The organism is Pseudomonas arsenicoxydans (assembly GCF_006438915.1).
GTDB lineage: Bacteria > Pseudomonadota > Gammaproteobacteria > Pseudomonadales > Pseudomonadaceae > Aquipseudomonas > Aquipseudomonas arsenicoxydans_A.
Genome location: NZ_RCZE01000006.1, coordinates 416,361 through 432,148, shown reverse-complemented (window position 1 = coordinate 432,148; position 15,788 = coordinate 416,361). Strand labels below are relative to the sequence as shown.

Sequence of the window (15,788 nt, the reverse complement as noted above, 5' to 3'; positions counted from 1 at the left end):
GGGGCGCAATTGTAGAGAAGGGACAAGAGAGGTGCAAGGCAATTGGTGATTATTTGAACAGTTCGTTCGCACCAACAATCTTCGCGTTTACGCAAATCCAATGTGGGAGCGGGCTTGCTCGCGAAAGCGGCATCACATTCAACATTGTTGCTGAATGACACACCGCTTTCGCGAGCAAGCCCGCTCCCACATTTGGATCGCGTACGACTTAAGACTTTTTAGCGGTCCCGGCGGCTTTGACGCTGCGCTGACGCTGGGCTTCGAACAGGCAGACGCCAGTCGCCACGGACACGTTGAGACTGCTGACGCTGCCCGTCATCGGCAAGTGCACCAGGTAGTCACAAAGATCGCGCGTCAGGCGACGCATGCCGCTGCCTTCTGCCCCCATGATCAGGATGGTCGGGCCGGTCATATCTTGCTGATACAGGCTCTGCTCAGCCTCACCCGCCGTACCGACAACCCACAAACCACGCTGCTTGAGCTTTTCCAGGGTGCGCGCCAGGTTGGTCACGGCGACCAACGGAATCACTTCCGCCGCGCCACAGGCCACTTTACGCACCGTTGGGGTCAGCGTCGCTGATTTGTCCTTGGGCACGATCACCGCCAGTGCACCGGCCGCATCGGCCGAACGCAGGCAAGCGCCGAGGTTGTGCGGGTCGGTCACGCCGTCGAGCACCAGCAACAGCGGTGCGCCTTCGGTACGGTCCAGCAACTCGTCGAGCATTGCTTCGCCCCAGACCTGGCTCGGACTGACGTCCGCCACCACGCCCTGATGCACGCCTTCCACCCAGGCATCCAGCTCACGACGCTCGGCATTACCGACCGCCACACGATTTTCGGCAGCAAGCGCGATCAACGTCTGAACGCGCGGATCACTGCGGCCTTCCGCCAGCCAGATCTGCTTGACGCGTTTCGGGTGGTGGCGCAGCAACGCCTCTACCGCGTGTACGCCGTAGATTTTTTCCAAATTACTCATGACTTGGCCTTAGGTTTACGCACTCCGCCACTTTTGGCAGCTGGAGCAGCACCCGCTTTTGGCGGGCCTTTACGATGTTTGCTCGGTTTTGCTGGCTTGCCGCCGGGGGCCTTGTCAGGCGCCGACCGTCCGGTCTTTCCCCCAGACGCCGCTTTACCGCCGCTTTTCGCTTCAGACAGCAACGCCTGTTTCAGTTCACGGCTTTTGCGCAGCTCGGCGTTTTTCGCCGCCGCATCGCTTGGGCGATAGGCTTCGGGAGCCTTTTCCTTGGCAGGACGACGACCGGTTTTCGCCGGTGCCGGTTCTGCGGCGGTTTTAGCCGCTGGAGCAGTAGTTTCAGTTCCACGCTTCTTGCGGCCAATCGGCGCGCTGATGGTTTTTTCAGCCATCTCGAAGTCGATCTTGCGCTCGTCGAGGTCAACGCGCATGACGCGCACTTCAACGGTGTCGCCCAGACGGAAGCTGCGACCGGTACGCTCACCGGCGAGGCGGTGATGCACGGGATCGAAGTGGTAGTAATCGCCCGGCAGCGCGGTGACGTGCACCAGGCCTTCGACGTAGATATCGGTCAGTTCGACGAACAGGCCGAAACCGGTCACGGCAGTGATCACACCCGGGAACGACTCGCCCACGCGATCTTTCATGAACTCGCACTTGAGCCAGTTCACGACGTCGCGGGTCGCTTCGTCGGCACGGCGCTCGCTCATCGAGCATTGCTCGCCAAGCTGCTCCAGTGTCGCTTCGTCGTACGGATAGATCCGCGCCTTCGGAATGGTCATCGCGCCAGCACGGCGAACGTGCGGGGTGTCCTGCTTGGAATGGATCACGCTGCGGATCGCCCGGTGCGTGAGCAAGTCCGGGTAGCGGCGGATCGGCGAGGTGAAGTGGGTATAGGCTTCGTAATTCAGGCCGAAGTGACCCTGGTTATCAGCGCTGTACACCGCCTGGCTCAAAGAGCGAAGCATAACGGTCTGGATCAGATGGAAATCCGGACGGTCCTTGATACTTGCCAGCAATGCCTGGTAGTCCTTCGGCGACGGGCCGTCCTTGCCTTTATGCAGGGACAGGCCGAGCTCACCGAGGAAGGCGCGAAGTTTTTCCAGACGCTCCGGTGGCGGACCATCGTGGACGCGGTACAGCGCCGGGATTTCGTGCTTTTTCAGGAATTCAGCGGTGGCCACGTTGGCCGCCAGCATGCATTCCTCGATCAGCTTGTGCGCATCGTTACGCACGGTCGGACGGATTTCGGCAATCTTGCGCTCGGTCCCGAAGATGATCCGGGTTTCCTGCGTTTCGAAATCGATCGCGCCACGCACGTGACGAGCGGCCAGCAGCACTTTGTACAGTGCGTAAAGCTGCTTGAGGTGCGGCAGAACGTCGTTGTACTCGCCGCGAAGCTGACGCGCTTCGGTGAGTTTCGGCGTTTCCAGCATCGCGCTGACTTTGTTGTAAGTCAGGCGAGCGTGGGAGTGAATCACCGCTTCGTAGAAGCAGTAGTCGGTCATTTCGCCGGACTTGGAGATGGTCATCTCGCAAACCATGGCCAGACGGTCGACGTGCGGGTTCAGCGAGCACAGGCCGTTGGACAGCTGCTCCGGCAGCATGGGTATCACGCGCTCGGGGAAGTACACCGAGTTGCCGCGAACCTGGGATTCGTTGTCCAGGGCCGAACCGATCTTCACGTAACTGGAAACGTCGGCAATCGCCACGTACAACTTCCAGCCACCGGAGAACAGGCGCAGCTTGCCCGGCTTGGATTCGCAGTAAACCGCGTCATCGAAGTCGCGCGCATCTTCACCGTCGATGGTCACGAACGGCAGATGGCGCAGGTCGATGCGCTTCTCTTTGTCTTTCTCTTCGACTTCCGGCTTGAGCTTGGCGGCTTCTTTCAACACCGCTTCAGGCCAGACGTGAGGAATGTCGTAGGTGCGCAGGGCGACATCGATTTCCATGCCCGGCGCCATGTAGTTGCCCACAACCTCGACCACGTCGCCTTGCGGCTGGAAGCGTGGTGTCGGCCAGTGAGTGATCTTCACTTCAACGAATTGGCCGATCTGGGCGTTGGCATTGCGACCCGGCGTGACCAGCACTTCTTGCTGGATCTTCGGGTTATCCGCAACGACGAAGCCGATACCGCCTTCTTCGAAATAGCGACCGACGATGGTTTCGTGAGCGCGGGAAACCACTTCGACGATCATGCCTTCACGGCGACCGCGACGATCGAGACCGGAAACGCGGGCCAGGGCACGATCGCCATCGAAGACCAGACGCATTTGCGCCGGGCTCATGAACAGGTCGTCACTGCCGTCGTCCGGCACCAGGAAGCCGAAGCCGTCACGGTGACCGCTGATGCGGCCCAGGATCAGGTCGAGCTTGTCCACCGGCGCATAGGTGCCGCGACGGGTATAGATGAGCTGAGCGTCGCGCTCCATGGCGCGCAGGCGGCGACGCAGGGCTTCGATCTGGTCTTCTGTGGTCAGACCAAACTCTTCAACCAGCTGCTCACGGTTAGCAGGCGAACCTCGATCAGCAAGGTGCTGAAGGATCAGTTCGCGGCTAGGAATGGGGTTTTCATATTTTTCCGCTTCACGAGCGGCCTCGGGATCGAGGGACTGCCAATCGGCCATTAGAGAGTTTTCACCTTGTCTATATGCGGGTTAGTTTGGCATAGGCGTAATGAAACGGGAAATTTCAAGCTATGACAGCCCTTCTAAAGCCCTTTATCGACATCGCAAAGCTGATTTAAAGACCACTGGCGAAATTTTCCAGGTTTTTTTGATGTCGGGGGTTTACAGTTAAAAAGACGCTCCGTATAGTGCGCGCCATCGACGACGCAGACGCGCTCTCGATACTGCCCAGATGGTGAAATTGGTAGACACGCCAGCTTCAGGTGCTGGTGACCGCAAGGTCGTGGAAGTTCGAGTCTTCTTCTGGGCACCAATTTCGAGCTTGAGATTAGATCAATTTCAAGGCTCACACAAAAACCCGCGAAAGCGGGTTTTTGCATTTACAGCATCTGGTTTTCGTATTCCAGGCTTCTGATTTATTAAATCTAAATCAGGGGTTTACAGATCAAAACGCTCTCCGTATAGTGCGCCACATCAACAGCGGCAACGCTGAAGATAAATGCCCAGATGGTGAAATTGGTAGACACGCCAGCTTCAGGTGCTGGTGACCGCAAGGTCGTGGAAGTTCGAGTCTTCTTCTGGGCACCAATTCAAATTCAAGGTTACGACCTTGAATTTCACAGAAACCCGCGAAAGCGGGTTTTTGCGTTTCTGGCCTCCAAAAATCCAGACGCATCTTCTGTAGAAGCAAGGCTTGCCCGCGATGGCGCCCTCAAGATTGCCATCGCGAGCAAGCTTTGCTCCTACAGGCTGGGTATACGCCCGCAAGGCGCACTTGAGAAACAATATCGTTTATCATTGTTGCAAGTTTTTGCAAATGCGACAGTGAGGAACCCTGCGAATGATGTTTCGAAATACCCTGCGCCGCGGCCTGACGTTCACCCTGCTCGGCCTGGCACTCGCCACTCCCCTCACCCAGGCTGCCGATCCGGCTTCCCTGACGCTCTATAACGGTCAACACAAGGAAGTCGGCGACGCCATCGCCAAGGCTTTCGAAGCCAAGACCGGCATCCATGTGAAAGTGCGCAAAGGCAGCAGCAACCAGCTCGCCAGCCAGGTCATGGAAGAAGGCGATCGCTCCCCCGCCGACGTGATCTACACCGAAGAATCGCCGCCACTGAACAAACTCGGCGAGCAAGGTTTCCTCGCCAAGACCGACGACGCCACGCTGGCAGTTTTGCCCAAGGACTATGTTGCGGGCAACGGCACCTGGATCGGCATTACGGCCCGGGTCCGGGTGGTGGCCTACAATCCCAAGCTGATCGAGGAGAAGGACCTGCCAACATCAGTGATGGAATTCTCCAATCCGAAATGGCAAGGCAAGGTCGGCTTCGTGCCCACCAGTGGCGCCTTCCAGGAACAAGCGGTCGCGATCATCAAAGTACATGGCATGGATGCGGCTGAAGAATGGCTGACCGGCCTGCGCGCGTTCGGCAAGACCTACAGCAACAACATGGTCGCCCTCAAGGCCGTGGAAAATGGTGAAGTCCCCACGGTGCTGGTGAACAACTATTACTGGTTCGCCCTGCAACGCGAGAAAGGCCAGCTGGATTCCAAACTGCATTACTTCACCGGCGGCGACGTCGGCGGGCTGATCACCGTTTCCAGCGCAGCCGTGCTGAAATCCAGCAAACACCCAAAAGAAGCCCAGGCATTTCTGGCCTATATGGCCAGCGAAGAAGGCCAGCGCGTGATCACCCAGACCACCGCCGAATACCCGCTGCACAAAGGCATGGAATCGGACCGCGGCCTCAAGCCTTTCAGCGAACTGCAAGCCCCCAATGTCACACCGGCCGATCTGGGTAACGCCGAACAGGCCCTGGACCTGGAACGCGACGTTGGCTTGAACTGATGAGCGCATCGTTATCCGCCCCAGCCTCTAGCGGAGGTTACGTGCCACGGCGCAAGCGACCGTCGATCTGGCTGTTGCTACCGGTGCTGTTGCTGGTTGTGCTCAGCCTGTTACCGCTGATGTACGTCGGCCTAAAAGCCTGGCAAGCAGGCTGGGCCGAGGCGTTGCATCTGCTGTGGCGACCTTATGTGTTTGGGCTGCTGCGTAATACGTTGGCGCTGATGGCCGGCGTGACGCTGGCCTGCGCCGTGATCGGCCTGTCGCTGGCCTGGCTGCTGGAACGCAGCAATCTGCCGGGACGACGTTTGTGGGGCGTCATCCTTTGCTTGCCGTTCGCCGTTCCGGCGTTTGTCAGCAGTTTTACCTGGGTATCGCTCAGCGCTCACTTCGAAGGCCTGGGCGGGGCGATTCTGGTGATGACGCTTTCCAAGTACCCGCTGATCTTTCTGCCGGTCGCGGCGACGTTGCGCAATCTTGATCCCTCTCTTGAAGAATCTGCCCGGACACTTGGACAGAATCGCTGGGGCGTGTTTTTCAGAATCACGCTGCCGCTGCTCTGGCCGTCGTTGCTGGCGGGCTCACTGTTGATTGCGCTGCACATGCTGGTGGAGTTCGGCGCGCTATCGATCATCGGCCTGCAAACCTTTACCACGGCGATTTATCAGCAATTCGAACTGGAATTCAGTAATGCCAACGCGGCCATGCTGTCGGCGGTGTTGCTGGCGATGTGCCTGGTGTTGTTGTGGCTGGAGCTGCGGGTTCGCGGCAAGGGCCGGCATGTTCGTACCGGCCAGGGTGCGGCGCGGCACGCGGAACAGGTTCGATTGGGGCCTTGGGCGGGTGTCGGACAGCTTTACTGCCTGGCGCTGGCGATCATCGGCAGTGGCATTCCGCTGGGGATGCTGGGCTATTGGCTGGCGGTCGGCTCTTCAGCAGCATTCCCGGTAGCCGCAATCGGCGAAGCACTGCTCTCATCGCTGGCACTGTCGCTGGGTGGCGCAGCGCTTTGTCTGGTGCTGGCCGTGCCGGTGGGCTTGCTGGTGGTCCGTTACAAGGGTCCATTGGCAATCTGGGCCGAGCGCCTGCCCTATCTGCTGCATGCGCTGCCGGGCTTGGTGATTGCGCTGACGTTGGTGTATTTCGCCCTGCACTATGTGCCAGCGCTGTACCAGACGTCCGCCTTGCTGCTGATCGCTTACGCGCTGTTGTTTTTGCCACTGGCTCAGGCGCCGATTCGAACGGCTTTGAACAAGGCTGCACCGCAACTGGAAGAGGCGGCGCGCACGCTGGGGGCTACGTCGTTCAGCGCGTTTTGCCGAATCACGCTGCCGATTATTTTCCCGGCGCTGGGTGCGGCGTTTGCGTTGGTGTTTCTGGATGCGATGAAGGAGCTGACGGCGACATTGCTGTTGAGCCCGACCGGGCTCAATACCTTGGCGACAGAGGTGTGGGCGCATACCGCGAATGTGGAGTTTGCGGCAGCGGCGCCTTATGCGGCGTTGTTGATAGTGGTGTCAGGGGTGCCGGTTTATCTACTCACGACTCGGATGTATTTGAGCCGTTGAGACCGCCTTCGCGAGCAAGCCCGCTCCCACACTGGATCTACGGTGAGCTCACTATTTGTGGGCACCAGAGATCAAATGTGGGAGCGGGCTTGCTCGCGAAGGGGCCAGTCTGGACAACCAGTTACGCCCTGAACTGCCCCAGACTCGCCTTCAACTGCGCCGCCAACCCATCCAGCACCTTGCCGCTGGCCGTGGTTTCCACCACCGCCTGAGCCGCTTTCTCAGCCTGTGCATGAATGGTTTCAACCCGACCGCGCACTGCCTGCGCACCTTGGGCCTGGTGCGCCGCTGCCTGAGTCGCCAGGCCAATCGCCGCATGCACCTGCTCGACTGACTCCTGCACCGACTGCTGCAACCGCGCACTGTCGCGCAGTACCAGCAAACCTTCGCTGGCCTGACGCCCGGCCTGACCAATCGCCGCCACCGCTTCACGCGCACCTTGTTGCAAGGCCACGATGTGCGCCTGAATGTCGCCGGTCGAACTCTGTGTCTTGCTCGCCAGCGCCCGCACTTCGTCAGCCACCACAGCAAACCCGCGACCGGTCTCGCCTGCACGCGCCGCTTCGATGGCTGCGTTCAGTGCCAGCAGGTTGGTTTGCTCGGCGATCCCGTGGATCACCGTCAACACCACTTCAATCTGCTCGCTCTGCTGCGCCAGTCGCTCGATGACTTTCGCCCCGGTATCAACTTGCCCAGCCAGCGCTTCGATCAAGCTGCCGACTTTTGCCGAAGTCCGGGTGTTTTCGTCAGTGGCCGAACGAATGTCCACCACCTGCTGCAAAGCCGCCTGCATGGCGTGGCTTTCAGACTGGGCTTCATCCGCCATTTGCGACAACGCTCGCAGGCTCTCAGCCACTTCATCGCGCTGCATGCCTGCGGCCTTGTCCGCCCCGGCATTACGCAGGGTCATGGCACCGATTTCCACGCCGGTGCGCTGAGCGACATCGCCCGCTTCACGCACAATCGGCTGCAACTTATCCACAAAGCGATTGACTGCCGAGGCCATGTCGCCGATTTCGTCCTTGCTGTTGATCTGCACGCGCTTGGTCAGGTCGCCCTCGCCCGCCGCCAGATCGTCCATGGCGCTGATCAGCAGCTTCAAGCGGTTGACCACTCGACGCCCCAGCACCACGGCCAGCAACAACAGCACGCCACAACCGACCAGGGCCAGGCCCACGCCAATGCGCCAGCGCAAGGTCGCCGCAGCTTCCTGCACGGTGCTGGTGGTGTTGGCTTTCATTTCAGACGCCGTGGACTGCGCCGACTGCAAACGCGCACCCATCGCCGCGGCACTGTCCGCGGCCGCGCCCTTGAGGCTGTCACCGACCAGTTGATCGCTGCTGGCAATCAGCGCCGAGAAGCGCTTGTCCAGGGCCGCGAGGTCGGTTTCCACCGAGGCGGTGGAGACCCCCATCACGACCTTGCCGATTTCCACGCCATTGGGATTGATCGAGGCTTCGAGGTAATAAACCGAAGGATCGTTCTTCGCTGCATCCAGCACTTTGTCCAGCGCGCGCTCGCCCTGGCCTTTTTCAAGGAGTGCCTTGTTGATCGGGTTTTCACGATTGAGGTAGCGCGTCAAGTGCTGCCCGGTTGCATCGTCATACACCACGAACAATACGTTGGGATTGCGCTGGGCACGGCGGGCGAATTCGGACAGGGTTGGAACGTCGCTGTCCCACATCGCGCGGGGGGCGACCGAGGCCAGAAGCTGCGCCATGTCATTGGCGGAGTCCTTCAGGTCTTTTTCCAGCGTCGCACGCAACTGAGCCTGTTCCTCCTTCAAACGCGAGGACAAACCGGCCGTTAGGCGCTGACGCGTGCTGGTCGAGAGGTTGTCGAGGCTCGACGTGACTTCACGTCCTGCCTGCTCAAGTTCGCCAGAGAGTTTTTGACTGTCGGCACCCAGGCGCACACCCAGATCGGCTTCCAATGCAGTCACTGTGCTCCGGGTCAGAGCAACAGCCACCAGCACTTGCACCAAAAGGGCGATACCGAGGGTAACGAACACGGGCCGCAACAAACGGCTTTGTAACAATGAGAGAACTGCCGACACTTAAAATCCCTCTGCTTTGGCGCCATTAAATTGATGGCGCGCTGGAAGCGATGCTTTTATTCAACATCACAGCAAAGGTCATGCCGTCCAAGAGGCATAAACGACAAAGGGCCCTATTAAGGACCCTTTGTGTTTCACTTCAATGACTTATCAAGCAAACGGATGACGCAGAACGATGGTTTCGTTGCGGTCCGGCCCCGTCGAAATAATGTCAATCGGCGCGCCGATCAACTCTTCAACGCGTTTGATGTAGGCACGAGCGTTAGCTGGCAGCTCTTCCAGGGTTTTGGCGCCCACGGTCGATTCGGTCCAGCCCGGCACTTCTTCGTACACAGGTTGAAGGCCTACGTAGCTGTCAGCGTCAGTCGGGGCAACAGCGTTGCCCTGCGCATCTTTGTAGCCGACGCAGATGTTGATGGTTTCCAGACCGTCGAGTACGTCCAGCTTGGTCAGGCAGATGCCCGAGATGCTGTTCACATCGATAGCGCGACGCAGGATAACGGCGTCGAACCAGCCGCAACGACGGGCACGGCCGGTGGTAGCACCGAACTCGTGACCTTGCTTGGCCAGGTGCGCACCCACTTCGTCAAACAGCTCAGTCGGGAATGGGCCCGAACCTACGCGAGTGGTGTAAGCCTTGGTGATGCCCAGGATGTAATCCAGGAACATCGGGCCAACGCCCGAACCGGTCGCCACGCCACCGGCGGTGGTATTGGAGCTGGTCACGTACGGGTAGGTGCCGTGGTCGATGTCGAGCAACGAACCCTGGGCGCCTTCGAACATGATGTCTTTGCCAGCGCGACGCAGGTCGTGCAGCTCGGCCGTCACGTCCAGCATCAATGGCTTGAGCAGCTCAGCGTATTCCTTGCACTCGGCCAGGGTTTTTTCGAACTCGATGGCAGGCTCTTTGTAGTAACCCACCAGCATGAAGTTGTGGTAGTCCACCAGTTCACGCAGCTTGTCTTCGAAGCGCGGCATGTTGAGCAGGTCGCCAACGCGCAGGCCACGACGAGCAACCTTGTCTTCGTACGCCGGGCCGATGCCGCGACCGGTGGTACCGATCTTCAGCTCGCCACGGGCCTTTTCACGGGCCTGGTCCAGCGCCACGTGGAAGGACAGGATCAGCGGGCAGGACGGGCTGATACGCAGGCGCTCGCGCACCGGTACGCCTTTCTCTTCCAGCTTGGTGATCTCGCGTAGCAGGGCGTCAGGTGCAACCACCACGCCGTTACCGATCAGGCACTGCACGCCTTCGCGCAGTACGCCCGACGGGATCAGGTGCAACACGGTTTTCTCGCCGTCGATCACCAGAGTGTGACCCGCGTTGTGGCCACCCTGGTAGCGCACTACGGCGGCAGCATGTTCGGTCAGCAGATCAACGATCTTGCCTTTGCCCTCATCACCCCATTGGGTGCCCAGGACTACGACATTCTTACCCATAACACTTGTCCTCATTCGCGCAAACTTGGTGCCGGCAGCCGCCGGCGGGAAAACTCAAGAAGCCAGCGGCAATACTTGCCAAAGCCCGTTCTGCTGAATCAATTGCCGGTCGCAGTCCGCTTCACGGGCGGCGGCCAAAGGTTGTCCAGGCAATGCCTGAACGACACGCTGACCCTCACTGCGCAACTGGCAAACCTGCTGCCAGAGTGCCGCATCCGTACTGTCAGGCATCCAGATACCGCCAGACGGTAGCTCGATGTCAGCACGCCCCAGGGTCACCAGGGTTTTCAAATCGGTAGAGAAGCCAGTGGCCGGACGCGCGCGACCGAAGTCGGCGCCGATGTCGTCGTAACGACCGCCCTGGGCAATGGACTGGCCAACGCCCGGCACGAACACCGCGAACACCACACCGGTGTGGTAGTGGTAACCGCGCAACTCGCCAAGATCGAAGTACAGCGGCAGCTCCGGGAAACGCATGGACAGACGTTCGGCAATCGCCAGCAGGTCGTCCAGAGCCGCCAGAACCGGGGCCGGCGCATTCGCCAGACGCTCGCGGGCGGCGCCCAACACTTCACGGCCGCCACACAAATCAACCAACGCGCGCAGCATGCCCGACAAATCGGCAGGCAGGCCTTCGGTCAAGGTAATGACCTCGTCGATGGCCTTGCGTTGCAACGCGTCGAACAATTGTTGCTCGACTTCACCGGACAAACCGGCAGCGCGGGCCAGGCCACGGTAGATGCCGACATGACCGAGGTCCATGTGCACATCCGGCACATCGGCCAGTTGCAGCATAGCCAACATCAGGCTGATGACTTCCACGTCGCTGCTCGGGCTGGCATCGCCGTACAACTCGGCACCCAACTGGATCGGGCTGCGCGAGGACGACAAGGCGCGAGGCTGGGCGTGCAGCACGCTACCGGCATAGCACAGGCGGCTCGGGCCTTCGCGGCGCAAGGTGTGCGCATCGATGCGCGCCACTTGCGGCGTGATGTCGGCACGGAAACCCATCTGCCGGCCCGATTGCGGGTCGATGACCTTGAAGGTACGCAAATCGAGGTCAGAGCCCGCGCCGGTCAGCAGGGATTCCAGGTACTCGATATGGGGAGTCACGACAAACTCGTAACCCCAGCTCTGGAACAGATCCAACACCTGACGACGCGCGACTTCAATGCGCGCCGCTTCTGGTGGCAGTACTTCTTCGATGCCATCTGGCAGCAGCCAGCGGTCTACCGTTGCCATTACGCCATTCCCCTATGATCCGGGCGGCAAGCCCTCGGGCGAGCCTTGAGTGAAGCAGAAAATGATCGGTTCATGCGCAAACCACGCGCATGGACGACACGGCGAAAAGCCTTGAACCGGCTTCGCCATTCACTTTCCTCGAAAAACCTGTAGAGCCTGCATAAAAACAGCAATCAAACGTGCAGACGCAAAAAAGCCGGGAATTTCCCGGCTGCCGCATCATACACACGTTTTCCCAAAGGATCACCCCGCCCGAGGCTTTAGCCGCCAGGCGGGGTGATGATTCGGGTCAACGCAGTATCAAGGCTTGGCTTTTTCCAGGTAACGGAAGAAGTCGCTGCTTGGGTCAAGGACCAATACGTCGGATTTGTTCGCGAAGCTTTCACGGTAAGCACGCAGGCTACGGTAGAACGCGTAGAACTCCTGGTCCTGGCCGTAGGCCTTGGAGTAGATGGAGGATGCCTGGGCATCACCATCACCTCGAACCTCTTCAGATTCACGATAGGCTTCAGCCAGCAACACGCGGCGTTGACGGTCAGCGTCGGCACGGATGCCTTCTGCCAGCTCATTACCCTTGGCGCGGTGCTCGCGAGCTTCACGCTCACGCTCGGTGCTCATACGTTCGAACACGCTGCGGTTCACTTCTTTCGGCAGGTCGATGGCCTTGACCCGAACATCGACAACTTCGATGCCCAGTTCTTTTTCCGCCATCTTGTTCAGCGAAGCGGTGATGTCCGCCATCAGCGCGTCACGTTCACCGGAAACCACTTCATGCAGGGTGCGCTTACCAAATTGGTCACGCAGGCCCGATTCGAGACGACGGGACAGGCGCTCGTCGGCAATCTGCTTGAGACCGGAAGTCGCGGTGTAGAAACGCTCGGCATCTTTCACGCGCCACTTGGCAAAGGCATCAACCATGACGGCTTTCTTTTCCAGCGTCAGGAAGCGCTGTGTCGGTGCATCCAGCGTCATCAGGCGTGCGTCGAATTTGCGCACCTGGTTAACGTAAGGCACTTTCACATGCAGTCCCGGCTGAACATCCGCCTGGACCACGCGACCGAACTGCAGCAACACCGCGCGCTCGGTCTGAGCCACAATGTAGAAGCAGTTCCAGCCCACCAGCACTACAACGACGCCAACGATCAGGGCGATCAGCGATTTATTGCTCATCAGCGGGTCTCCCTTGTGCGCGCTTGCGGCTGGTCAGTGACATGCGGCGTGACATCCGAATTGCTATTGGCTGCTGCCGAACCGGTTACCGGCGCATTACCGCCCGAACTGTTCTGAATCATTTTGTCCAGCGGCAAGTACAGCAGATTGCTCTGGCCATTCTTGTTGCCGGTCACGAGTACCTTGCTGGTATTGGTGAAGACTTCCTGCATGGTGTCGAGGTATAGACGCTCACGCGTTACTTCAGGTGCCTTGCGGTACTCGGCAACCAGTTTGGTGAAGCGATCAGCCTCACCCTTGGCGCGCGATACCGTTTCATCACGGTAACCGTTGGCGTCTTCAAGAATGCGTTGGGCTTGACCACGGGCTTCCGGCACAACGCCGTTGGCGTAGGTTTCAGCCTGGTTGCGCGAACGCTGCTCGTCTTCACGGGCACGGATCACGTCATCAAAGGCTTCCTGCACTTCACGTGGCGCCGCGGCGTTCTGAACGTTCACCTGTGTAACAGTGATGCCAGTACGATAGGTATCCATGAAGCGTTGCAGACGCTCCTTGATTTCGCTGGCCATCAACTCACGACCTTCGGTCAGCACCTGGTCCATCGCGGTGGAACCCACCACATGGCGCAAAGCACTGTCGGTCGCTTGCTGCAGGCTGATTTCCGGCTGATCGACGTTCAGTACGAAATCCTGCAGGTTGCTGATCTTGTACTGCACGGTCAGCGGCACTTCGACGATATTCTCGTCTTCGGTCAGCATCTGGCCTTGCTTGGTGTACGAACGCTCGCGCGTCACGTTCTCCATGTACTTCCTGTCGATCGGCGGGAAATAGATGTTCAGGCCCGGGCCGACGGTTTCGTAGTACTTGCCGAAGCGCAGCACCACGGCTTGCTCCTGCTCGTCGACGACATAGACCGCGCTGTACAGCCAGACGGCCGCCAGCACGACGAGTACGACACCAAGAATGCCGCCGAAGCCGCCACTCTTGCCCGAACCACCGCCGTCATCACCACGTTTCTTACCACCACCGAACAACCCGTTCAGGCTTTCCTGCAGCTTTCGGAAGGCCTCGTCGAGATCCGGTGGTCCCTTGCGGTCGCCGTTATTGCGGCGCTTGCCACCCCAAGGATCCTGATTATTCGAGTTGCCACCCGGCTCATTCCAAGCCATAGCGCTCTCCATCTGATAAAGCAAAGACGCACCCACGGCGCGCCGACCAATGCTACAGAATGCCTGTCACCACGACACAACCGCTTTCTCAGGCTTTTATTGCAAAGTGTGTTGCTCGATGAACTCATTCGGCTGCAAACCTTCGCGACTCACTAATCGATTCAACTCGATCCGTGGCAAGCGAACGGCCAGCAAGCTGATGCCTTCTTCGTCGTGTTCTTCTTTCTGCACCGCACCGAGTTCAAAAAACTGCGCACGCAGTCGAGCAAAACGTTGCGGCAAGCGCAAGGTACCGATAAACAAATCACTGCCAAGTAACTCGGCAATGGCTTGCTCAAGCAATTCCAGACCCGTGCCATCACGCGCCGACAGCCAGACCCGCAGGGGTTTGCCGCTTTCGTCGCGCTGGATTTGTGGCTCAACGCCTTCAAGCAAATCGAGTTTGTTATAGACCTCGAGTATCGGCAAGTCCTGGGCACCAATCTCGCCCAGCACCACCATCACCTGCTCGATCTGCAACATGCGATCTGGTTCGGCCGCATCGATCACGTGCAACAACAGGTCGGAGTTGCTCGACTCTTCGAGGGTAGACCGAAATGCCTCGACCAGCTTGTGGGGCAAGTGGCGAATGAAACCTACCGTGTCCGCCAGGACAATCGGCCCCAGGTCGTCCAGATCCAGACGGCGCAGGGTCGGGTCCAGCGTGGCAAACAATTGGTCAGCCGCGTAAACGTCGGATTTCGTCACGTTATTGAAGAGCGTGGATTTACCGGCGTTGGTATAGCCCACCAGCGACACGGTAGGGATATCCGCACGCATACGGCCACGTCGCGACTGTTCGCGCTGGCTGCGCACTTTTTCCAGTCGGCCCTTGATCTGTCGCAGGCGAACCCGCAGCAAACGGCGGTCGGTTTCGAGTTGGGTTTCACCCGGGCCACGCATGCCGATACCGCCACCTTGGCGTTCAAGGTGAGTCCAGCCACGAACCAGCCGGGTGCTCATGTGGTCAAGCTGAGCCAGTTCTACCTGGAGCTTGCCCTCATGGGTACGGGCGCGTTGGGCGAAAATATCGAGAATCAGACCGGTACGGTCGATCACGCGACACTCGAAAACACGTTCGAGGTTACGTTCCTGACTGGGCGTGAGGATGTGATTGAAAATCACCAGATCGGCCTCTTCGGCCTTGACCAGGTCGCGCAGTTCTTCGACCTTGCCGCTGCCAATCAGAAATTTGGCAGTTGGCCGATGACGCGGCACGTTAAAAAACGCAACGGTCTCGGCGCCTGCCGAATTAGCCAGTTCCTGAAACTCCTGCGGATCTTCGCGCGCCTCAGGGTCCTGTCCATCCAAGTGAACGAGGATTACTCGCTCACCACCACCGTGGCGCTCAAAGAACAAAGGAGACTCCTATCAGGCGTTACCTGGCTCAGCGTCACCAGCTTCGGATTCGGTTGCGCTTGGCAGACGAATTGGACGAACCGGCACCACTGTCGAGATAGCGTGTTTGTAAACCATTTGGCTAACGGTGTTTTTCAGCAGGATAACGAACTGGTCGAAAGACTCGATCGTGCCTTGCAGTTTGATACCGTTGACCAGGTAGATAGACACCCCAACTTTCTCTTTACGTAAAGTATTCAAGTAAGGGTCTTGTAGCGAATGCCCTTTTGACATGTGCCGCACTCCTTTAAGGA

The 15,788-nt window shown here is 59.2% G+C and carries 11 protein-coding genes and 2 tRNA genes; 4 read left to right on the top strand and 9 right to left on the bottom strand.

Features of this window, described 5'->3' with window-relative positions:
• Positions 1-208 precede the first annotated feature (208 nt).
• Positions 209-976: a 23S rRNA (guanosine(2251)-2'-O)-methyltransferase RlmB gene (gene rlmB / locus EAH78_RS15620; protein WP_140668308.1), complete on the bottom strand. Its 768-nt coding sequence runs from the start codon at positions 974-976 to the stop codon at positions 209-211.
• Positions 973-3,603 carry a ribonuclease R gene (rnr, locus tag EAH78_RS15615; protein WP_140668307.1) on the bottom strand — a complete coding sequence of 877 codons (2,631 nt, stop codon included), beginning with the start codon at positions 3,601-3,603 and terminating at the stop codon, positions 973-975. The genes rlmB and rnr overlap by 4 nt, the downstream gene beginning before the upstream one ends.
• A gap of 226 nt (positions 3,604-3,829) precedes the next feature.
• Between rnr and EAH78_RS15610 the strand changes: the two genes are divergently transcribed.
• The 4 genes from EAH78_RS15610 (at position 3,830) to EAH78_RS15595 (ending at position 7,020) form a co-directional block, all read left to right on the top strand.
• Positions 3,830-3,916: transfer RNA gene (locus EAH78_RS15610), tRNA-Leu, on the top strand.
• A gap of 188 nt (positions 3,917-4,104) precedes the next feature.
• Positions 4,105-4,191 (top strand) — tRNA-Leu (locus EAH78_RS15605).
• 253 nt (positions 4,192-4,444) lie between these two features.
• Positions 4,445-5,455, top strand: a complete 1,011-nt coding sequence (locus EAH78_RS15600; protein ID WP_140668306.1) for an extracellular solute-binding protein — start codon at positions 4,445-4,447, stop codon at positions 5,453-5,455.
• Positions 5,455-7,020, top strand: a complete 1,566-nt coding sequence (locus EAH78_RS15595; RefSeq protein ID WP_140668305.1) for an ABC transporter permease — start codon at positions 5,455-5,457, stop codon at positions 7,018-7,020. Before EAH78_RS15600 ends, EAH78_RS15595 begins: the two co-directional genes overlap by 1 nt.
• A gap of 121 nt (positions 7,021-7,141) precedes the next feature.
• Here EAH78_RS15595 and EAH78_RS15590 read toward each other — a convergent pair whose 3' ends face one another.
• From EAH78_RS15590 to hfq, 7 genes are all read right to left on the bottom strand, one after another.
• The gene (locus EAH78_RS15590; RefSeq protein WP_140668304.1) at positions 7,142-9,076 is read right to left on the bottom strand and encodes a methyl-accepting chemotaxis protein; all 1,935 of its coding nucleotides are present in this window, start codon (positions 9,074-9,076) and stop codon (positions 7,142-7,144) included.
• 150 nt (positions 9,077-9,226) lie between these two features.
• Entirely contained in the window at positions 9,227-10,516 is a 1,290-nt protein-coding gene (locus tag EAH78_RS15585) for an adenylosuccinate synthase (RefSeq protein ID WP_027921980.1), read from the bottom strand.
• A 54-nt stretch (positions 10,517-10,570) separates the two neighbouring features.
• Positions 10,571-11,758 (bottom strand): ATP phosphoribosyltransferase regulatory subunit, encoded by a 1,188-nt coding sequence (locus EAH78_RS15580; RefSeq protein WP_140668303.1) that lies wholly within the window; start codon positions 11,756-11,758, stop codon positions 10,571-10,573.
• Between the two features lie 300 nt (positions 11,759-12,058).
• Positions 12,059-12,928, bottom strand: coding sequence for a protease modulator HflC (hflC, locus tag EAH78_RS15575; RefSeq protein ID WP_140668302.1), 870 nt, complete (start codon positions 12,926-12,928; stop codon positions 12,059-12,061).
• The gene (hflK, locus tag EAH78_RS15570; protein ID WP_140668301.1) at positions 12,928-14,097 is read right to left on the bottom strand and encodes an FtsH protease activity modulator HflK; all 1,170 of its coding nucleotides are present in this window, start codon (positions 14,095-14,097) and stop codon (positions 12,928-12,930) included. Before hflK ends, hflC begins: the two co-directional genes overlap by 1 nt.
• Positions 14,098-14,193: 96 nt before the next feature.
• Positions 14,194-15,495, bottom strand: coding sequence for a ribosome rescue GTPase HflX (hflX, locus tag EAH78_RS15565; RefSeq protein WP_123435888.1), 1,302 nt, complete (start codon positions 15,493-15,495; stop codon positions 14,194-14,196).
• A 12-nt stretch (positions 15,496-15,507) separates the two neighbouring features.
• A complete protein-coding gene (gene hfq, locus EAH78_RS15560) occupies positions 15,508-15,768 on the bottom strand; it encodes an RNA chaperone Hfq (protein ID WP_007902656.1) in 261 nt (86 codons plus the stop codon).
• Between the last annotated feature and the right edge of the window lie 20 nt (positions 15,769-15,788).